Source organism: Weissella confusa (assembly GCF_004766315.1).
In the GTDB taxonomy this organism is placed as follows: Bacteria; Bacillota; Bacilli; order Lactobacillales; family Lactobacillaceae; genus Weissella; species Weissella confusa_A.
Genome location: NZ_PVSN01000047.1, coordinates 1 through 19,625 on the forward strand (window position 1 = coordinate 1; position 19,625 = coordinate 19,625).

Below are 19,625 nucleotides of genomic sequence, written 5' to 3' on the forward strand. Positions count from 1 at the left end.
ATTCAGACGAATACATTGAACAAATGGTTGAGCAAATTAATAGCCGACCTCGAAAGCTTTTCGGCTGGAGATCGGCTAAAGAATATTATTTATCTCAAGTGTTCCGGTTGAATTGACAATTCACCTATTCAAAAAATCCGCTATTTGGGAAGTAGCCCATAAAAAAAGGCGACTCCATTACGAAGTCGCCACAAACCAATCTCACGTATACCATAGGGGTTACTAAATGGTACTGTTTCGTCTTATCGCGAAGACGAAAATTGTGCCGACGTAACTTTTAATGATTTACTTTTTTTGCGCCAAATTGGCCGGCGCATTCAATTCACTACTATCAAGTTATCTAAAGTACGCATTAATTGCAAGTAATAACACTTCGGATGCTTACCGGTACTGACGCCATAAATTATCAAACAAACTAATATAGCGGTCGACCAAGGTGTTCGGCCCGAGTAACACTTCATAGTTTGTATAGTAAGCATACAATTCACGAATCGCATCCACTGGATTATCGGATAAGCGCCGGTAAATTTCATACGACGCCATACGCCAGCGCCAAGCCATATAACGGCTCGATTCTTCACGCTTCGGATTCGCATCAATGGCGTTGGTGACCAGCGTTTTAACACGTGCCCAGTCCCCTTCAAACAGCGCTCTGAAGATAGCAAATTCCACCGCGTCAATCAAGCGATCGGTATAGACACGCGTGTGGTTAGCTGCGTTTCCGTCATGTCGAATACGACGCAACCATTCCCCGAGCTCTTCCGGTTCTGTCACATCCATCAAGCCAATTTTAACCAATCGGTATTCATTTTCATGCCACTCATCAATGTGACGCAACAAATCGGCCACGTCTTTAGCATGCATTTTGGCGTCATCGGATGCAATCCATGTGGTGTCATGCTGGAAACGGACAATCGTTTCCAGTTCATATGCCCCTTCCAAATCACGAATGTGGCCGGATTGCTCGTACTTCTGCCGTAATTCTTCCGCCGTTTCAACCAGCATATGTTGTTGCACCCCGTACAAATTGTAACGGACGTCCAATCCCTTATCTGGCAACATCGTGAGCAACGGATCCAAATCACCCGTTTCCAAGCCCCCAATACGCATTAAATCGAGCATATCGTTCACCATTAGAGATTGTGAGTCCTCGTATAACCGATACATCTTTGACTTTGAGAAGCCCAATTCTGCCAACCGGTTAATTGAAATCCCTTTGTCGCGCACCGTTTGATGCATCAACTCGCCAAACGTTTGGCTAATTGGCTTAAACGACAATTGATCATACATAATATCATCAACTGGGCTTAATGATTGTGCGTGCAACTGGCTAATTTTATCCTGAATTTTACGCCAAGCATCGGTCAGTGACACACTGACAAAGTTCATTTGCAGTGTCTCCACCCCCATTTGTCGCGCAGCCAATAAAAACGTCGCCATCATCGCCTCAGTGACCATCGAATTGGTCTTCAAAAATGTCGCAATCAAATACGCATAACGCTTGAGCACCAACAATTCGACATTCGAATCCTGCACCGGATGATTTTTGATAGCTGTTAAAATTAACCAAACATTCGCGACTTTCGGTATGCGTGGCTTGATAATCAATAACTGAATTGCAGTCATATGAATCATCAAGCTGGTCTCAAACAAGCTCCGTGGCATATAGTCACGGAATACCTGGACGCTCTCGATGAACTTCTGATACAGCGTCAAAAACCGCTTAGGAGTTAAATCAATCCCGATTAGTGAGGTCACACGCATTTCGAACAGCGAAAAAGATTTTAACTTACGAAAGTCATCGTAAAGCGCTTTGACATCATCTGCATAGTCGATTCCCTGACGTCGGGCCAAAATAATGTTGATGACGTGCATCACTTGCATCCCCAACGGAAAGCGCTGGGCATCGTATGCATTCATCACCCGTTCACGTTCACGAATCAAGTCGGCATCCGGTAACTTGGCCAATTCACCAATATTAAGTTGATACGGCTTTTCAGCAACGCCATCCATCAATTCAGAAAATGAAATCGAAAATAGCGTTTCAATATGCCATAACTCCACCGCCGTTAGCGACGCCTCACCACGGATAAACCGATAGTACTGCGAACGTGATACCCCGGCGGCTGCAATTTCATCGATTGTAATATTTTTCTCGGCGCGAATCTCGTTAATTCGTGCCGCTAAACTCTGTGTCCCCATGATTTCTCTCCCAATCACTTTCACTACGTTAATCATAAGATAAGAAAGCGGATAATTTATGAACAAATCCCCTTGTCGGCTATGCAAACCGAATTTTTCGTGTAAAATGAGAATATCTTAATAATAGAAACGGGGAATTCTTATGACTCTCGCAAATTTTGACGTTTTGTCACAAAAGTACGCTGACTTGATTACGTCAGTTGGTGTTAATGTCCAAAAGGGCCAAGACATTGTTATCTACGCTGATGTTGAGCAGGTGCCCTTGGTGCACAAGATTGTTGACTCAGCTTATGCCCGTGGCGCAAACAACGTCATGATTGAATGGCAAGACATTCACATTCAACGTGAATTCTTGAAGCATGCTAGTGAGAATTCTCTAACGAACATCCCTGCATGGGTTTCAGTTCGTGCCGAAGAATTGATGGGCAAGCACACAACGCGTATTTCATTGATTTCTGCTGATCCAGATGGACTTGGTTCAGTTGATGGTGACCGCGTGTCAGCTTACCAACAAGCCTACCAACGTGCTAACCAAGCCGTTCGCAAGGCAACGATGAACAACGACGTGTCATGGTTGGTTGTCGCTGCTTCAGGTCAAGCTTGGGCCGAAAAGGTCTTCCCTGAATTGTCAGGCGAAGCTGCAACTGACCGTTTGTGGGAAGAAATCTTCAAGATTACACGTGTCGGTGTTGAAAACGATGTTATCGCCGACTGGATGGCTCACGTTAACAAGTTGAAGGAAAAGGCCCAATGGTTGAACGACTTGAACTTCAAGGAGCTCCACTACAAGTCAGCTGTGACTGATTTGACGGTTGGTTTGGCCGAGGACCACTTGTGGGAAGCTGCTGATTCAATCGACAAGGCTGGTAACATGTTCGTGGCCAACATGCCAACTGAAGAAGTCTTCACTGCCCCTGACTACCGAAACATTCACGGTACAGTTACGTCAACGAAGCCTTTGTCATACGCGGGTGTGTTGATTAACGACATCAAGTTGACGTTTGAGAACGGTCACGTTGTTGAAGCCCACGCCTCAACTGGTGAAGCTGTGTTGCAACAATTGATCAAGACGGACGAAGGTGCTTCATCACTTGGTGAAGTATCATTGGTACCAGATCCATCACCTATCTCACAATCAGGGATTGTTTTCTACAACACCTTGATTGATGAGAACGCGTCAGATCACTTGGCGCTTGGTGCTGCTTACCCATTCAACTTGAAGGGTGGTACACAAATGGACGTCGAGGCTCGTAAGGCTAAGGGACAAAACGATTCACTTGTTCACGTTGATTTCATGATGGGATCAGCTGACATGGACATTGATGGTATTACCTACGACGGACAAGTCGTTCCGGTCTTCCATAATGGAGATTGGGCATAATCGCATTTTTGAAGTCATTCACATTTTGTGGATGGCTTTTTTGTTTGGAAATATAACAAAAAGAGGTCGCAAAGGAAATAACATCCTTTACGACCTCAATTTATTATTAATGATTAACCTGCGATACCAACGAACGTTCCAGTTGCGGCATCGTATCCGAACCCAACACGTGAAATTGATGAGTTCAAGATCCAGTTACGGTGAGCTGGTGCGGCGGCCATGTTGGTCTCGTTGTACCATGCGTCGATTGCAGCTGCGCCTGATCCGAATTGGATAGCAACAACTTCAGGACCGTATGATTGTGACCAGTGTGAACCGTCAACTGAGCCAGCCATTTGGTTAGCACGCATTTGTGCCGTTGATGCCAAACCAGCATCGAACGTTACAGGTGCCAAACCAGCGCCTTGACGGATAGCGTTCATGCGGTTAACAGCTTCAGCGTATGAACCAGTAGCAACTGGTGCTGATGGCGTCGTTTGTGCTGGTGTGTTAGGCGTTACAGCTGGTGCTTGTTGTGCAGGAGCTGCTGATTGTGCAACGTCTGATGAAGCAGCCGTCGTTTGCGCTTGTGCATCTTGTGCAGCGGCTACTGAAGCTGCGGCAGCTGATTCTGCTTGTGCTTCTTGTGCAGCAGCAACTGAGGCAGCGTATGCTGAATCGGCTGCAGCTTGTGATGCGGCTGCTTCTGAGGCTGTAGCTACTGAAGCGGCGTACGCTGAATCAGCAGCGGCTTGTGATGCAGCGGCAGCTGATTGTTCGTCAGCTTGTGATGCAGCAGCATCAGCGTCTGAAACAGCCGTTGCTTCTGATGAAACAGGCACAACAACAATTTGGCCGTTAACAGCTTGACCAGCGATGATCAATTCTGGGTTAGCAATACCATATTGTGCTGAGAAGTCTTCAACTGACATGTTCAATGTCGTTGCCAAAGCCCAAACAGTGTCACCGTTTTGGATCGTGTAGTTTGAAACGTTGCCAGCTTGTTGCAATTCAGCAGCAACTTGGTCAACTGACTTTGCTTGCCATGAGTCAGCAGATGCTGATTGGTTACCGGCGAACATAACACCAGCGGCTACAGCAGCAACTGCTGCAACAACCAATTGCTTACCTGACTTATACATCTTGTAGTGCTTTTTCAATTCCATGGATATTAATTCCCCTTAGATCTTCAATTAATTCATATACTGTTTTCCCTAACGATTTACAAGTATAGCAAAAGATTTTAACAACTTCATTACATCTTCAAGAAAAAAGCAACGCCTTTTCGACATTGCTTTACAAAAATAATTCATTTAGTTGCGTTTTGTAGGCGTTCTAATACCTTTGTTGCTAATGTAATATTAGCATCAGCTTCTTTGACTGAGCACTTCAAGCGCAAGGCATGATTTCGCGTATCAAAGGTCATTGGTGTGCCCTTCAGTTGCTGCTTAATGCGTTTAACATCATCTTCAGACAACTGGCTTTGCCCTTTTGCATTCAGTAAATCTTCAACGAAGTAAACACCATCAGTGATGGCGACCCGTTCACCAAGTAAGCTAACTGTCTGATAGACATATAACGGCACTGCTTCGCCGGTATTGTCTAGGACATCCGTATCAATCCTAATCATCTCTGCCATAAATCTCATCCTCTGTCCCCCAGGGTAACAAGGGACATCGAAATGCGACAGTTTAGTTTTTTCACATCATTTAAAATTACGTGGAAAAGATGCTGGTAATGGCGCCCCGATTGACTTCACTTCATTCGTGAACGGCAAAGGAATCTTAATTGAAGCCGCATGCAACAATAACCCACCCTCATAGTCATCCGTTGGATTATAAAGCGGATCACCGACTAGCGGATGCCCAATTGATTGCATATGTAACCTAATTTGATGGGTGCGCCCCGTTTCCAAATCCAAGCGGACAAGCGTGTTTTGATAAACTGTGTGTACCTTCGCCCAGTGCGTCACTGCAGGAACTGCGTTAGGGCCGTCTACACGGCGTGTTCGGTTATCGTCGGGGTTTTCCCCAATTGCCGCCGTAATCGTCCCTGAAGGCTCATTAATCGCACCACGGACCCAAGCCAAGTATGTCCGACGGATTGTCTTGTCACGCAACATTTGGTTCAGCATCGGCACAACAAACGGATTTTTAGCAATAATCAACGCACCAGTGGTATCGCCATCTAGTCGATGCACCATGTAGGCAGCCTTTCCTTGAGCTTGTAAATACGATTGCGCGAAATTCATCATCGTACCATCTTCACCCGGTGAATTCGGATGCGTCTTCACCCCTTTGATCTTGTTAACGACCATTAAATCATCGTTCTCAAATAAGACGTCGAATGGATGGCTGTCATCGGTCACATAATTCGATGTCGCCACTTCAAAATCGTGTGGCAACCACGTCATCGTTAACGTATCTCCTGGTTGTAGAATCGTTGATGTTGGCTGATACCTCCCGTTTAACAAAACGCGACGCTCCATGCGGAAATTACCGCGAATACGGCGTGGTACCAACCATTGTGTTAATTGTTCTTTAATTGAAATTGCCGGTTGATCAGACGGCAAGACAATCTGCTTTGTCCAAGAATCCATGGGCAACTCCTTTGATATGTATAACAAAAAGGCAACCTGTTTTACCAGGTTGCCTTTAAGCCGTTATTACAACTTAGTAACGTTAGCAGCTTGCAAGCCACGGTCACCTTGTTGAACTTCGAATGATACAGCTTGTCCTTCTTCCAATGACTTGAAGCCGTCACCTTGGATAGCTGAGAAGTGAACGAATACATCGTCACCTGACTCACGTGAAAGGAAACCGAATCCCTTGTCTGCGTTAAACCACTTTACTGTTCCTTGTTCCATGTCTGAAACCTCCTGGCACATTGCCAAATTTTCTAATAATTCAAAAATGAAAATGCCAGATATTTCGGTGAAACATAAAACAAAATCTTTTAAACTATGTGATTAGTATAGCACGCGTTTCCTGATAAAGATATAGTGAGTTTCGACTAATTATTTTTTAATTTCACAAACCCTTGCTACTGTTGGTCCGACAACATATGTTTCATGTGCTCAAATGTTGCTTCTAACGTCTGTTTAAGGTGTTGATCATATATTTCGTAGTAAACGCGGTTGCCGACTTCCTCACGCGTCACCACTTGTTGCTTCAACAACACTGCTAGATGCTTTGACACATTCGGCTGTGAAATCCCAGTCTGCTCAACTAGCTCGCTCACATGGACTGGACCAGGATGCGTCACCATGTAATCCAATAGTTGCACGCGGCTTTCATTACTGAGCACCTTGTAAAAAGCAGCCACGGCACTGATTAGCTGTTGTTCCTGTGTCATCTTAATCCCTCGCTAAATACTATTGCAGTTGACCTCTGTGTGTAACTCGGTCTGAATCGTCGTATGCGCGATACCATAGTCGTGTTTTAGCGTTTGCGTAATCTCATCTAGGTCTGCGTCGTCAAAGCTCTCCTGCACCCCTAAATGCGCCGTTAACGCTGCCTCAGTTGTTGAGATACCCCAAATATGCAAATCATGGACAGACTTAACTGCTGGGTGGTTGGCTAAGTACGATTCAATCCCCGCTTCATCAATACCGGCCGGCACCCCATTAAGCAACAAGTTCAATGATTGCTTAAAGACGTCCCACGAACTGACCACGATGACAACGCCAATGAGAACTGAAACGATTGGATCAATCCAATTCCAGCCCGTAAACGCGATTATGACACCTGAGACAACCACACCGACTGACACGCCCGCATCGGCCAATAAGTGGATGTATGCCCCTTTCGCGTTCAAATCGTGCTCCTGCTGGCCGCTCTTCGCAAAGAAGTACGCCGATAGGAAGTTAATCACGATACCAACCAGCGTGACCCAGATGATGATGTCACCGTCGACGTGGCTTTTGCCGTTAATCAACTTAATGATTGCCTCAAACCAAATGATGCCCACCGCAATCAATAGTAGAATAGCGTTCACCGCACTCGCTAAAATCGTTGTGTTGTGGAAGCCATACGTGCGCTTGCGAGTCGCTTTCAAACCAAACACAAGCACTGCGAGCCATGACAGAATCAAAGATGCCACGTCACTCACACTGTGCAACGCATCCGCAAACAAGGCAGTTGATCCAGCTAGCTTGGCAAAAATCATTTCACCGATAATAAATGCCAGATTCAACCCAATTCCAATTAAGTATGGCGCTTGCTTGTTTTGCTCAAATTCGCGATGATGATGTTCGTGCCCCATGACATGTTCCCCCGTAATCCTAAAAAATCTATATGCCAATTATGGCATATAGATTGTGATAATTCAAACTAAAGGATACAAAAAATCGCATCCGGTCGAAACCAGATGCGATTTAGATAATCTATTTGATTGGGTAAAATCTTACCACCAACCGTTAGCCAAACGGAATTGGATGGCACCATCGATTGAACCGTAACGTGAAACGGCGTAGTTAACCAAACCAGCAGTTTGCGTTGCAACTGAACCAGTTCCCCATGCTTGCTTAGTTTGACCCAAGCCACGGTAACCGTTTGGTGAAACGGCGTCAGGGTTACCACCTGATTCAGGCATAACGATTGCGTTCCACAATGCTGCAGTACCACCAGCAGCGATGAATTGGTCGTAAACTGAACCTGATCCGGCTGCCGTTGAAACAGCAACTGGCGTAGCAGTTTGTTGTGCGGCTGCGGCTGCTTCTGAAGCAGCGGCCTTTGACGCGGCAGCTGATGATGCTGCGGCAGAAGATGCAGCTGATGAAGCGGCAGCCTCTGAGGCAGCGGCTTCTGATGCGGCTACGCTTGAAGCAGCGGCAGCTGATGAAGCAGCTTCTGATGCGGCAGCTGAAGCAGCGTTGGCAGCAGCTGAGTTAGCTGATGAAGCAGCAGCTGAATCCAAGTCAGCTTGGTTAACTTCTGCTGAAGCTGGTACTTCGATTTGTTGGTCAACGAAAATCATGTTGGCGTCTGAGATCTTGTTAATCTTAACCAAGTCCTCAACCGTCAAGTTAAACTTGTCGGCCAATTCTGACAAAGTATCACCGTTTTGTACAGTGTATGTTGATGCGGCGTGAACAACTTGTTGTCCTGCTACCAATACTGATGCCAAACCGGCAACCGTCAATGCTGTTTCTTTCATCTTGTTCATATCTTTTATAACGCTCCTACGGATTGTTTTTCATGTGCGAACACTATTGCTCAAGCACTTCTCTATATGAGGCTTACCTCGCCTCAACCACAAGACATAGTTTACCAAGCTGACAAGGCTTAAAATTACGGAAGCATTACATTTGATGTCGAAACCGGCCGAACGACACGCTTTATTCGTTACATTATCGTCACATAGGGACTGTTACACTTGTAAACCCGCACCGTTTAAGGTTTCTTGGCAATATACTTAACCAGTTAAATAACCCGAAATTTGTAACGAAACTCATAAAATAAACGCCAAGAAACGGTTGTTTCTCGGCGTTTGTCGTTTTTTGTCATATTAGCGTTACGTTGAAAAGTAATGGTTTTAGAATTTTCGTAACCAAACTTCGTCAATTCCGTGCCCAATTGTCTTGTGGAGAATCAAATCGGCACGTTCACGCGTTGGCAAAATGTAGTCAACCAAGTTAGGCAAGTTAACCGTTTCCCACACTTTCTTCGCAGCTTCAATGGCTGTTTCGCGTGGCACTTGCGTCCAAGCGTAAAAGAAATTGTCTGGATCATCGGCCTCAGCTGTTTGTTGCAACAACGCTTCAAAACGATCCAAGTACCAGTGTTCAATCAATTCTGTCTCGGCGTCAACGTAAATTGACAAGTCAAAAAAGTCTGACAAGTACACTGGTGAATTTGGCGCCGCCTGCAAGGTGTTGATTCCTTCAACAATAAAGATTTCAGGACGCTCGAATGTGTCGAACTCATCGACCAACACATCAGAAATGTCGTGTGAGTACTTTGGTGAACGAACCACCTCTTCACCATCCTTCACAGCGTTCATGAATTCTAGCAATGCTGGCATGTCATACGACTCTGGGAATCCCTTACGGTCAAAGAGACCTTGCCCCTTCAATTCGTCATTGGGCAACAAGAAACCATCTGTTGTCGTCAAGGCAACGTTATCTTCACCATATTCAGCTTGCAACATAAATTGTAGCAAACGGGCTGTCGTTGACTTACCAACTGCCACAGAACCGGCAATCCCGATTACAAATGGACTTGGCTTCGTGTTACGACCCAAAAAGCGTTGGCGTTCTTCACGGTCACGCAAGTATTGCGCGTGGCGTAGCTTAATGTAGTGAACCAATGGATCATAGAACATTGCAACGTCGGCCATTGAAATTTGGTCATTAAACGCCTTAATCTCACCCAAAATAGATGGCGTAACGTGTGACACGTCACGGTCTGCAGGTGGCTCAACTAAGACTGACCAATCATCGCGATTAAATACCGCATAGTTAAGTGGTGCCTGACTCATAGTCAATTACCCCATTTCATATAGTTGTGAATCCACGTTTGCCAACAATGGCGTTAGCTTGTTAATCGCAAGAACCGTCAATTGGTGCATAGCACGTGATGCAATTGTGTAAACTAGTTGCCGCTCGTCATCACCGTGGTATACCCCTTCTGAGGCATCCCACATAATAACAGCATCAAATTCTAGTCCCTTTGCCAAGTAGGCAGGCACAATGATAGTTCCTGGTACCAAGCGTTGGTTTTCAGTACGAATGATTGTGACATCAGCTTGGTCACGCAAGGCTGCATAAGCAACTTCTGCGTCGGCCAACGTCTTCGTAATGATTGCGGTTGTTTCTTCAGCTGCATCATTAGCTGCCAATTGTGACAATGTCGCCGCAATCATCGCGTCTTGATCTGGCAATACCTTAACCAGTGGCTTGTCACCTTCACGTTCGAAGGCATCAATTTGCGCACCGTTAATCAAAATAGCCTTTGAGTAGTCCGTAATTTGTTGCGTTGAACGATATGTTTGCGTCAATTGCACATATTCAGACTTCTCTGGATCAAATAAGTGTGACAACTCCTCTTGCAAACTAACGGCATTTTCCTTTGTAAAGATGGCTTGGTTCAAGTCACCCAACATCGTAAAGCGTGCACGTGGGAAGCTGAACTTCAAAAAGGCCAATTGGAATGGCGTGTAATCTTGAATTTCATCAATGAAGACAAAACGGATATCACGCTCACCACGGCTACCCTTAATCAAATCGAACAACAACATGAATGGCGTCATGTCGGCCATTGACAATTCACCATTCTTCATCTTGTTGATTGTGTTCTCAACAGACTTTGTCCAATCTTCTAGCGTAATGCCATATGCAGACAAATCCATCAACTTAGGCACTGTACGCAAGAAGTGAATGAATTGGTTGTTGATGTTAATGAATCGGTTACGGTTAACACCCTTTGCAATTGGTGCCAAAGCGTTCGTCACAATAATCTTGGCCAAGAACTTCGTCTCTTCTTCATCAGACTTAAACTCGCGTGGGTTGTCCCCCAACATTGAGTCATATTGTTCCTTCGTCAAGTTTTGGATTTCAGCTTCAACCCAATCAGCTTGCATTTCCGTCCCAATACGACCTTGCAACATCTTCATCAAACGTTCCTTGGTTGCTTGGAGACGGTTACCCAACTTATAGTTCTCGTTGAATGAGTAGTAAATCTCTTCAATCTTAGCCTTTGAAATGATTTCTTGGCCAAGGAACTTAATTGGGCGCACCTTAATATCAGCCTTGTTCAAGCCATCGGCGTATGCGTTCATCACGTTGAAGTAGTCACTCGTACCCTTCATGTCGATGATGGCCTTTTGAGCACCTTCTGGTTGCGCTTCGAAACGCTCTTGTAGCGTCTCAAGTTGCAACTTAGGCAAACGACGTGATGCATATTGGTAGTACGTCATTTGCACCATGTTTTGCTCACCCAATTCAGGCAGCACTTGGTCAATATAGTCGTTGAACAATTGGTTTGGTGAGAACATCACCACTTGACCAGACGTCAAGTGACCACGGTAACGGTATAGCAAGTAAGCCACACGTTGTAGCACGGCAGACGTCTTACCAGAACCAGCTGCTCCTTGCACGAACAACAAATCAGCTGCCGTGTTACGGATAATCTTGTTTTGTTCCTTTTGAATCGTCGTAACGATTGACTTCATCTTAGTTGTTGACTCACCAGAAACGGCGTTCAACAACATTTGATCCCCAACAGCTTCGTCCGTATCAAAGATGGTTACAATCTTACCGTCTTCAATTTGGAATTGACGCTTCAAGTGGACCGTTGCTTCTTGCTTACCATCTGGTGTCTCATAAGTCACTTGACCCAAACCAGCATCATAGTAAATAGAAGAAATTGGTGCACGCCAGTCGTAAATCAAGAAATTGTCAGGTGAATCTGAGAATGATGCCAAACCAATATAAATTGGCTCAACCGTTTCAGAACCGTTTTCTTGCACATCAATACGGGCAAAGTATGGACGAGCTTGCAAGCGGTCCAATACCACGGCTTGGTGTTCAACAGAGTTCATGGCCAATTCGCGTTCTTGCAACATTTGTTGTTGTTGGCGAACAGACATGGCTGTTTCGAACAAGCTACCGTAAGTAGATGACTTGAAGCGGACGTCGTTCCATCCAGCTTCAACATCAGCCTGCTTTTGCTCGTTATTTTGTCGATCTAAATCATTTTTTACCTTTGCGTCTTGAATCTTTTCCAAGACCACATCCAAGCGTTGTTGCTCGGCTTCGTATGGTTCCATACTGGGTCCCCTCCAGCTAAAATTAGTGATTCCATGGTACTACACTTTAAGGTTATTTACCAGAGTGTTTTTAACTACTGTGTGCTGTGTGGCCAGCAACCAAGATATTCTATGTTAGCTTGATAGTCATAGAAAAAGGTTTTCACTATATATAGTAGAAACATCTATAAATAAAAATTGCTTGCCTTACATTTCTGTTAGACAAGCAATTTAGAATTATCGTTAATATTAATCTTCTTGGGCGTAATCAGTAACGATCAAGTGCTCCAAGAAGTCGCGTGCGTCTGTTTCGTCAGTAGTGCCGGCTGCGATTTCTGCTTCAACAGCTGCCTTAATCTTTTCGGTAACTGCTGCACTTTCCATATCAGCTGCAATGACATGAACACGGTGGAAACTGTCAGACCAATAAACCTCAGTTGGTCCCCAAGTGTTCAAATCCAACTTCTTTACCCAATCTTGAACTTCTTGCTTTGTGTATGCCATGATAAACACCTCCAACTACTCATACGTAGCGCTTTTTTATTTCTTTTTTATTACATGATTAGTATAGAACAACCGAAATCTAATGGCGAAAATAAGGTATCCAAATTTGCGTCAGAAAATAGACATCTTCAATCTAATTTTTCAGACGCCCTTTGGATATGATTTTTCGCATAAATTCAGTGGATACTCAAAACGGCAAAGTCCCCATTGTGGAGGCTTTGCCGTTTGTTTTTAATTATTAATCTTCTTCGATTGCCAATTCGATGTCTTCTACGTCATCTGCTGAGTTATCTTCAGCAGCGTCGTCTGATCCATCGTGGCTTCCGATGTATGCTTCGCGAACTTGTGCGTAGATATCATCGTAAATATCCTTGTGTTCTGGGTCTTCCAACCAACGAATAACGTTGACCTTTCCTTGACCAATCTTCTCACCGTTGTATGAGAACCATGATCCTGACTTCACAATAATATCCTTATCAGCAGCCAAGTCGATCATTTCACCAGTCTTTGAGATACCCTTACCAAACAAGATTTCAACTTCCACTTCACGGAATGGTGCCGCAACCTTGTTCTTTACAACCTTGATACGGGTAACGTTACCAACTGACTTCACATCGTCACCGTCAGCCTTGGTAGCATCGATACCACCCTTACGACGAACATCCAAACGTACTGATGAGTAGAACTTCAAAGCACGTCCACCAGGTGTCGTTTCTGGGTTACCAAACATGATACCAATCTTTTCACGCAATTGGTTGATAAAGATAGCCGTCGTACCAGTCTTCAAGATGGCACCTGACATCTTACGCAAAGCTTGTGACATCATACGGGCTTGCAAACCAACTGTTGAGTCACCAATTTCACCGTCGATTTCGGCCTTAGGCGTCAAAGCGGCAACTGAGTCGACAACAACCATGTCGATGGCACCTGATGTAATCAAAGCGTCCGCAATGGCCAATCCTTGTTCACCAGTATCTGGTTGTGATAGCAAAAGCTCGTCAACGTCGACACCCAATGCCTTGGCGTATTCAACGTCCATGGCATTTTCCGCGTCGATATATGCGACGATTCCGCCGTTACGTTGTGCTTCAGCAACCGCGTGCAAAGCCAACGTTGTCTTACCTGATGATTCAGGTCCGTAGATTTCAATGATACGTCCCTTAGGGTAACCACCAATTCCAAGGGCCACGTCCAACTTCAATGATCCCGTTGACGTTGATTGCACCTTCGTGAATTGGCTATCACCAAGCTTCATAACTGAACCCTTACCAAAAGACTTTTCAATCTTCTTCAAGGCTTCGTTCAACGCAGCTTGACGCTCCTTTGGGTCCGCAATCTTTCCTTCAAGCTTCTTATTTGGGTTAATGTTCTTTCCTGATGCCATTTTTATCGGCCTCCACTTGTTAACTTAAACTTAATATACACCTAGTGTAACCTAATTCAATTTATAATTCAATTCTTTTTCGTGTTAATTCGCGATTTGTTTGATTTTGTCTGCCAATAAGTCAAACGCAGCTGCAACCGATTGGTCGCGAACTTGCTGACGATCACCATCAAACTTAAACTTTGTTGCTACTACTGTCCCATCTGGCGCTGCAACGCCGATAAACACTGTACCAGCTGGGTGTCCTTCCAACGCATCGGGTCCAGCCACACCAGTAAAACTAACGCCCCACGCCGTATTCAATTCACGTTTTGCCCCACTTGCCATACTTTCGGCGACTTCGGCTGAAACGACGCCCACTTCATCAATCAGGTCAGCCGGCACCCCAACCAATTGGGTCTTTGCTGATGCTGCATAGGTCACGAATGCCCCTGGCAACACAGCTGAAATGCCCGGCACCTCAGCTAACGTACTGACAAACAACCCAGCCGTCAGAGACTCGGCGGATGTGATACTTTCGTGCCGTGCAATTAAGGCTTGGCCAACTTCAATATTTTTCATTCTGCACCCCTTTCAGTAATAAATACGCAGTAATCGCTAATTTTTCCAATTTTTGTTTGATTTAATTGTATAACAAAAGAGGTAGTCCAACACAATGAGTGTCAAACTACCTCTCCATTCAGTTAATTACTTGAAACCGTCAGAGAAAACTTCGCGGTTCTTGTAGAAATAATCAATTCCTGAGTAGATTGTTGCAAGCAAGGCAATCCAAATCATAATCATCGCAAATGGGATGTTGAACATTGCAAAGACAATGTCGTGAAGCAAGAAGAATGAGATAGCAACCATTTGTGAAGCTGTCTTAATCTTACCAGGCATCGCTGCTGCCAACACCTTACCATCGTTTTCAACAATCAATGTGCGCAAACCAGTGATGGCCAACTCACGAATAACGATGATTGCAACCATCCAAGCTGGTACCCAACCGAATTGGACAAAGAAAATCAATGCCGTCATAACCAACAACTTGTCGGCCAATGGATCAGCAAACTTTCCAAAGTTCGTTACCAACTTGTATTTGCGCGCGATCTTTCCGTCTGCAAGGTCCGTCAACGAAGCAACAATAAAGATAATTGCTGCCACTAGGTGTGTGACTGGCAAAACTGCCCCAGTCACTTGCAACGTTCCCCAATCAAGTGGCAAAGCAAGTACCAACATGAATACAGGAATCAAAATCATACGGAAGACCGTCAACTTATTAGGCAAATTCATTTTTTATCCACCCCACTAAGTTTAGCGTTGGAACGTCATGTTGGCGTTCCAAACGATGGCGTTGTTGTTCATCAAGTTAACTTCTGAACCGTCCAATGACATCGTCGTAACCGTTGCATTACCGATTGAAACGCTGACACCAGTTACCGTAGCAGGAATCTTAACGTCTTGGTTACCGTTAGCTTGCAACGTACCGTTCCACAAAACAGTACCGGCTGCATCCTTAACTTGGATCCATGACGCACCAGTTGACTTCAAGTTCAACGTCATTTCCTTGTCGGCTGGCGCCTTAACAGCAGCGTACGTTACTGTGTTACCAGCTGCTGTACCAGTACCAAGGTCAACCTTGTCATCCTTCTTCTCTGATGACTCCTTCTTTGAAGATTCCTTCTTAGAAGATGACTTCTTTGATTCGTCAGTCGTTGACTTTGATTCTGAAGATGATGCAACAGATGATACCTTTGAAGTTGTCACTGAAACAGATGACTCGTTCTTGCTGTGTTGCTTTGCTGAACCAGCAAATGAGGCAACAACAGCCCAGATAACGGCGATGATGGCGATAACAGCCACACCAATCAAAATCTTTGGCATCATTTGGCGCGTCTTATCAGCAGCCGTTTCTTCAACCTTGTGCATCCCCGCACGCGTAACGTTATCTGCATCAACGTGCGCACCGCTCAAATCAGGTTCAACTTGTTCCGTGGTGATATCGTGATTTTGCATAAAATCAGCAACATCAAGACCAACCGCAGCAGCATATTGACGCACGAATGCACGTTCATAAAATGCCCCTGGCAATTGATCAAATTGGCCATTTTCAATCGCAGCTAGGTAGCGCTTTTGAATCTTTGTCGTTTGTTGAATATCGTCAAGGGATAACCCCTTATCAAGACGAGCCTTTTGTAGCTCTTGTCCGATGACGCTGTTGCGTTCTTCGTTCATTAGTCTCTCATCCTTAACTATTTTTTATCAGTATAATTGCATATATCTATACTACCACATATTATCGACATTCGGACGCGCAATAACGGTCGAAAGGTCACTAATTTCGGCATGCATAAGTATGTCATAAACGCTTTGCACATCTAAGCTCTGCAAGACATTAATTTCATCACGCAATGTGGCAAAATCAAAGGTCTGCCCTTCAAATCGCGTAACAATTTCTTCGAGTTGATTGAACTTGCTAATCAAGCGACCCAAGGCATCCTTTTTCACCAATTCAAAATCAGCAGACAATTCCTTGAATCGTTCGGCCAAGTTCGTCAACTCATCTGAAACTGCATCAATCAATTCATCAGCTTCAGGCGTTTCAGCAGCAATGGTCAAAAAGGCCACGCCACGTTCCCAGTCAAACTCAGCGCTGAATGTATCATCAATCATCCCCGAGTCGTACCACATCATATAAGTTGGTGAAAACTCACCGAACACCAAATCGACGGCCAAGCTACCGGCAATGGCAATACGCAAGGCATCCATGCCAGTTGGCATTGTCGCTCCGTCATACCAACGTTGACCAATTGCAATCTTCGTTCGCACGATGTCCATGTCCACTTCAAGCGGTTCTGTAATAACCGGTGCCAATGTCTTGGCCGGCACCGTGATATCATCAGTTGCTTGTCGTGAACTAATTGGTGCATCCATAACCAGTTGACGAACTGCTTCTACGTCAAACGCACCCGCAACGACAATATCCATATTTTCTGGGCGATAGAACGCATCAAAGGCAGCCTGCAAATCAGCTGGTGTCACGCTGTGTACCGATTCAGTGGTTCCAGCAATATCATCAGCCATCGGATCACCTGGGAATAATTGACCCAAAATCATGCGATACAAGCGGGCATTCGTATCATCTTGATACATATCCACTTCTTGTGAGATGATATCGCGCTCACGGACTACCGAACTCTCTTCGAAATAAGGTTCTTGCGTGAAGTGTAACAATTCTGAGAAAGCGGCATATTCGTTAGCTGGTGCCGTCATAAAGTAGCTGGTACGCGTCTGCGTCGTAAACGCGTTGGCATTGGCCCCAAGTTCACTCATACGTGAAAAGGCATCATAGCCAGGTTGCGCAAATAACTTGTGTTCCAAGAAATGCGCTAGACCAGCCGGTTGCTTTACCAATTGGCCATCCTTCATAAACATTTGGTCACGCGCACCAAAATCAACCGTCACCATCCCCACGAATTGGTGGAAATCAGGTCGTGGCAAAATGTGCAAACGTGCCCCATTTGGCAACGTTTCATGACGCTCATTAGGCGCAAAACGACTTAATGCATCAACCATTAGCCTTACCTCCTACCAATTCATAATGTAGCTGCTTCGTCACTGCTTGCGCAACTTGTTGCACTTGTTCGGCCGTCACGGCATCGACTGCAGCCAACCACTCTTCAGGTGTCGTGTGATACCCGATCAGTTCTTGATTTTGAACGCGTTCCGTAATGCGTCCAGGTTGGTCAAGTGAGACAACATAGTCGGCCTTCATCAGGCGCTTAATCATGTTTAACTCATCATCACCAACGAGCTCCGTTTGCAAACGCGTCAATTCAGCATCGATACGTTCCTCGGCTTCGACCAATTTGCCGTGATCAACACCTGATTCCACCATCAACAAACCAGTGTACGGATTGTAGTCAGAATAAATTGAGTAAGCCAAACCAGCTGTCTCACGCACGTTCATAAACAAACGCGAAACGGCAAGTCCACCGAACAAGGCATTAAAGACGAAACCTTGGAAACGGTCGGTCTGTTCCAGCTTCAATTGATAAGCCAAAATCAAACGTGCTTGATTCACCTTATCTAGTTCCACCGTTCGCTTTACAGCTGGGAATAAGTCTTGTTCATAATAAGGATTACCAGCAATGGCACGTGGTTCCAAAGGCAATTGTGCCACTGCTTGTTCAACTGTTGCCGTGTCTACGTCACCCAGTACGATAATATCAACACGGTCATGTGCCATCGTATCCTGCCAAGCATCCCACGCTTCTTTTGGTGAGACCTTTTCAAGAATTTCAGTTGTACCGTATGCTGGTACAGCTTGCACTGGATCAGTGAAATAAGCATTAATTGCTTGGCGGGCCGCATAGAATGGCTTTTCTTCTTGCAGTCCAGCAATTTCATCTAACGCAATTTCACGTTGACGTTCAAAAACAGTTGGATCGAAGCCTTGTTCGGCATCACCCAATGGGTTGCACATCATCTCGCGAATAAACGCAAAGCCATCACGCAACAAACTCTGTGAATCCGTTGCAAAATCATCATGCACCAACGTCATACGTAAGCGTAGGGTGTACAAAGCACCTGTCTTCAGAACATCAGTGCCGAATGATGCACCATATAAGTCGCTTAGGACACGCGCCAAAGCGGTTTGTGAGGGATATTTTTGTGAAGCTGTTTCAAGCATGTTACTTGCCAACACACGACCTCCCAAAGAAGCCACGTCATGTTGGCGGGTAAAGTTAATTAATATTCTTGTCGTTGCAAATTGCTGAGTTGGCAAAATATGCAGAAAAACGCCAGGTTGAACGGTTACTGTAGTCACTGACATACCTTCTTTTCCAAACTAAAAGCGCGCTGGTAATGAACGCGCTTGTTTTTTATTGTCGTACAATTGGAGTCTGCGAACTCGTCATAGTAACGAATAATTTGTGCAGAAACTAATACTATAAGTATAAACTTCTGCGTCCTATTTTACCAACTCAATTTCCTTGATCGTCAGCTTCTTCCGATGTTTCTGCGCTCACCGGATTTAAACGCATATATTCAGATACAAACATAAATACGCTAACTGCTGCCATGCCAACTAATAAGACAACAACACTCCATGTATTCAACACGGGCGCTGTATAGTGCAAAAGGTACAAAACAAACAGAATGCCCGTCAGGTTGTACCACACCCATCGGACCCATTTATTATGCCAAATCATCATGATACTCTCCCTGAATCATTTAGTTTGTGAAACCCGGATTATTCATGCACTAAATTTTTAACCACAGCTAAATCAGTAAAATACGATAAATCACCTTGAAAATGCCAGTACCTTGGCACGGTTTCAGGGTGTTTTTTTCGATTGGGCGTTTTTTGAGAAAAATGGGCACACTAAAACCAGCCAGATTTTGCTATTTTTTTGAAAATCTACTTCGTTGTTTTATTGCCAC

The 19,625-nt window shown here is 44.9% G+C and carries 19 protein-coding genes; 1 reads left to right on the plus strand and 18 read right to left on the minus strand.

Features of this window, described 5'->3' with window-relative positions; all coding sequences use genetic code 11:
• Nucleotides 1–381: 381 nt before the first annotated feature.
• Nucleotides 382–2,202 (minus strand): helix-turn-helix domain-containing protein, encoded by a 1,821-nt coding sequence (locus C6P11_RS06895; RefSeq protein WP_135519800.1) that lies wholly within the window; start codon nt 2,200–2,202, stop codon nt 382–384.
• A 142-nt stretch (nt 2,203–2,344) separates the two neighbouring features.
• Between C6P11_RS06895 and C6P11_RS06900 the strand changes: the two genes are divergently transcribed.
• On the plus strand, nt 2,345–3,583 hold the full coding sequence (locus C6P11_RS06900; protein ID WP_135519802.1) for an aminopeptidase: 1,239 nt from the start codon (nt 2,345–2,347) through the stop codon (nt 3,581–3,583).
• Nucleotides 3,584–3,696: 113 nt separating this feature from the next.
• Here the strand turns inward: C6P11_RS06900 and C6P11_RS06905 are convergent, their stop codons facing one another.
• From C6P11_RS06905 to C6P11_RS06985, 17 genes are all read right to left on the minus strand, one after another.
• The gene (locus tag C6P11_RS06905; protein ID WP_135519804.1) at nt 3,697–4,728 is read right to left on the minus strand and encodes a CAP domain-containing protein; all 1,032 of its coding nucleotides are present in this window, start codon (nt 4,726–4,728) and stop codon (nt 3,697–3,699) included.
• 143 nt (nt 4,729–4,871) lie between these two features.
• The gene (locus C6P11_RS06910; RefSeq protein ID WP_135519806.1) at nt 4,872–5,201 is read right to left on the minus strand and encodes a hypothetical protein; all 330 of its coding nucleotides are present in this window, start codon (nt 5,199–5,201) and stop codon (nt 4,872–4,874) included.
• Between the two features lie 66 nt (nt 5,202–5,267).
• On the minus strand, nt 5,268–6,161 hold the full coding sequence (locus C6P11_RS06915) for an RluA family pseudouridine synthase (RefSeq protein WP_135519808.1): 894 nt from the start codon (nt 6,159–6,161) through the stop codon (nt 5,268–5,270).
• Nucleotides 6,162–6,227: 66 nt separating this feature from the next.
• A complete protein-coding gene (locus tag C6P11_RS06920; protein WP_003610350.1) occupies nt 6,228–6,428 on the minus strand; it encodes a cold-shock protein in 201 nt (66 codons plus the stop codon).
• 176 nt (nt 6,429–6,604) lie between these two features.
• Complete coding sequence (locus C6P11_RS06925) at nt 6,605–6,916, minus strand: ArsR/SmtB family transcription factor (RefSeq protein ID WP_135519810.1); 312 nt, start codon at nt 6,914–6,916, stop codon at nt 6,605–6,607.
• Between the two features lie 12 nt (nt 6,917–6,928).
• Entirely contained in the window at nt 6,929–7,825 is an 897-nt protein-coding gene (locus tag C6P11_RS06930; protein ID WP_135519812.1) for a cation diffusion facilitator family transporter, read from the minus strand.
• A 141-nt stretch (nt 7,826–7,966) separates the two neighbouring features.
• A complete protein-coding gene (locus tag C6P11_RS06935; RefSeq protein WP_135519814.1) occupies nt 7,967–8,728 on the minus strand; it encodes a LysM peptidoglycan-binding domain-containing protein in 762 nt (253 codons plus the stop codon).
• 369 nt (nt 8,729–9,097) lie between these two features.
• The gene (coaA, locus tag C6P11_RS06940) at nt 9,098–10,042 is read right to left on the minus strand and encodes a type I pantothenate kinase (protein WP_135519816.1); all 945 of its coding nucleotides are present in this window, start codon (nt 10,040–10,042) and stop codon (nt 9,098–9,100) included.
• 6 nt (nt 10,043–10,048) lie between these two features.
• Nucleotides 10,049–12,331 carry an RNA polymerase recycling motor HelD gene (gene helD / locus C6P11_RS06945; RefSeq protein ID WP_135519818.1) on the minus strand — a complete coding sequence of 761 codons (2,283 nt, stop codon included), beginning with the start codon at nt 12,329–12,331 and terminating at the stop codon, nt 10,049–10,051.
• Between the two features lie 228 nt (nt 12,332–12,559).
• Nucleotides 12,560–12,814: a hypothetical protein gene (locus C6P11_RS06950; RefSeq protein WP_112464085.1), complete on the minus strand. Its 255-nt coding sequence runs from the start codon at nt 12,812–12,814 to the stop codon at nt 12,560–12,562.
• Between the two features lie 238 nt (nt 12,815–13,052).
• A complete protein-coding gene (gene recA / locus C6P11_RS06955) occupies nt 13,053–14,198 on the minus strand; it encodes a recombinase RecA (protein ID WP_056973888.1) in 1,146 nt (381 codons plus the stop codon).
• Nucleotides 14,199–14,282: 84 nt separating this feature from the next.
• Nucleotides 14,283–14,759 (minus strand): nicotinamide-nucleotide amidohydrolase family protein, encoded by a 477-nt coding sequence (locus C6P11_RS06960; protein WP_135519820.1) that lies wholly within the window; start codon nt 14,757–14,759, stop codon nt 14,283–14,285.
• 126 nt (nt 14,760–14,885) lie between these two features.
• Nucleotides 14,886–15,470: a CDP-diacylglycerol--glycerol-3-phosphate 3-phosphatidyltransferase gene (gene pgsA / locus C6P11_RS06965; RefSeq protein WP_135519822.1), complete on the minus strand. Its 585-nt coding sequence runs from the start codon at nt 15,468–15,470 to the stop codon at nt 14,886–14,888.
• Between the two features lie 21 nt (nt 15,471–15,491).
• On the minus strand, nt 15,492–16,412 hold the full coding sequence (locus tag C6P11_RS06970) for a helix-turn-helix domain-containing protein (RefSeq protein WP_135519824.1): 921 nt from the start codon (nt 16,410–16,412) through the stop codon (nt 15,492–15,494).
• 51 nt (nt 16,413–16,463) lie between these two features.
• Nucleotides 16,464–17,753 carry an EF-P 5-aminopentanol modification-associated protein YfmH gene (gene yfmH, locus C6P11_RS06975; RefSeq protein WP_135519826.1) on the minus strand — a complete coding sequence of 430 codons (1,290 nt, stop codon included), beginning with the start codon at nt 17,751–17,753 and terminating at the stop codon, nt 16,464–16,466.
• Nucleotides 17,746–19,008, minus strand: coding sequence for an EF-P 5-aminopentanol modification-associated protein YfmF (gene yfmF / locus C6P11_RS06980; RefSeq protein WP_135519828.1), 1,263 nt, complete (start codon nt 19,006–19,008; stop codon nt 17,746–17,748). Before yfmF ends, yfmH begins: the two co-directional genes overlap by 8 nt.
• Before the next feature lie 157 nt (nt 19,009–19,165).
• Nucleotides 19,166–19,396, minus strand: a complete 231-nt coding sequence (locus C6P11_RS06985; protein WP_135519830.1) for a hypothetical protein — start codon at nt 19,394–19,396, stop codon at nt 19,166–19,168.
• Between the last annotated feature and the right edge of the window lie 229 nt (nt 19,397–19,625).

Bases quoted from the DNA above. Each gene is read 5' to 3' on its own strand.
- yfmH (WP_135519826.1), bottom strand. From the start codon at position 17,753: ATGGTTGATGCATTAAGTCGTTTTGCGCCTAATGAGCGTCATGAAACG.
- C6P11_RS06960 (WP_135519820.1), bottom strand. From the start codon at position 14,759: ATGAAAAATATTGAAGTTGGCCAAGCCTTAATTGCACGGCACGAAAGT.
- C6P11_RS06950 (WP_112464085.1), bottom strand. From the start codon at position 12,814: ATGGCATACACAAAGCAAGAAGTTCAAGATTGGGTAAAGAAGTTGGAT.
- C6P11_RS06905 (WP_135519804.1), bottom strand. From the start codon at position 4,728: ATGGAATTGAAAAAGCACTACAAGATGTATAAGTCAGGTAAGCAATTG.
- C6P11_RS06900 (WP_135519802.1), top strand. From the start codon at position 2,345: ATGACTCTCGCAAATTTTGACGTTTTGTCACAAAAGTACGCTGACTTG.
- C6P11_RS06930 (WP_135519812.1), bottom strand. From the start codon at position 7,825: ATGGGGCACGAACATCATCATCGCGAATTTGAGCAAAACAAGCAAGCG.
- recA (WP_056973888.1), bottom strand. From the start codon at position 14,198: ATGGCATCAGGAAAGAACATTAACCCAAATAAGAAGCTTGAAGGAAAG.
- C6P11_RS06925 (WP_135519810.1), bottom strand. From the start codon at position 6,916: ATGACACAGGAACAACAGCTAATCAGTGCCGTGGCTGCTTTTTACAAG.
- coaA (WP_135519816.1), bottom strand. From the start codon at position 10,042: ATGAGTCAGGCACCACTTAACTATGCGGTATTTAATCGCGATGATTGG.
- pgsA (WP_135519822.1), bottom strand. From the start codon at position 15,470: ATGAATTTGCCTAATAAGTTGACGGTCTTCCGTATGATTTTGATTCCT.
- C6P11_RS06920 (WP_003610350.1), bottom strand. From the start codon at position 6,428: ATGGAACAAGGAACAGTAAAGTGGTTTAACGCAGACAAGGGATTCGGT.
- C6P11_RS06915 (WP_135519808.1), bottom strand. From the start codon at position 6,161: ATGGATTCTTGGACAAAGCAGATTGTCTTGCCGTCTGATCAACCGGCA.
- helD (WP_135519818.1), bottom strand. From the start codon at position 12,331: ATGGAACCATACGAAGCCGAGCAACAACGCTTGGATGTGGTCTTGGAA.
- C6P11_RS06910 (WP_135519806.1), bottom strand. From the start codon at position 5,201: ATGGCAGAGATGATTAGGATTGATACGGATGTCCTAGACAATACCGGC.
- C6P11_RS06985 (WP_135519830.1), bottom strand. From the start codon at position 19,396: ATGATGATTTGGCATAATAAATGGGTCCGATGGGTGTGGTACAACCTG.
- C6P11_RS06895 (WP_135519800.1), bottom strand. From the start codon at position 2,202: ATGGGGACACAGAGTTTAGCGGCACGAATTAACGAGATTCGCGCCGAG.
- C6P11_RS06935 (WP_135519814.1), bottom strand. From the start codon at position 8,728: ATGAACAAGATGAAAGAAACAGCATTGACGGTTGCCGGTTTGGCATCA.
- C6P11_RS06970 (WP_135519824.1), bottom strand. From the start codon at position 16,412: ATGAACGAAGAACGCAACAGCGTCATCGGACAAGAGCTACAAAAGGCT.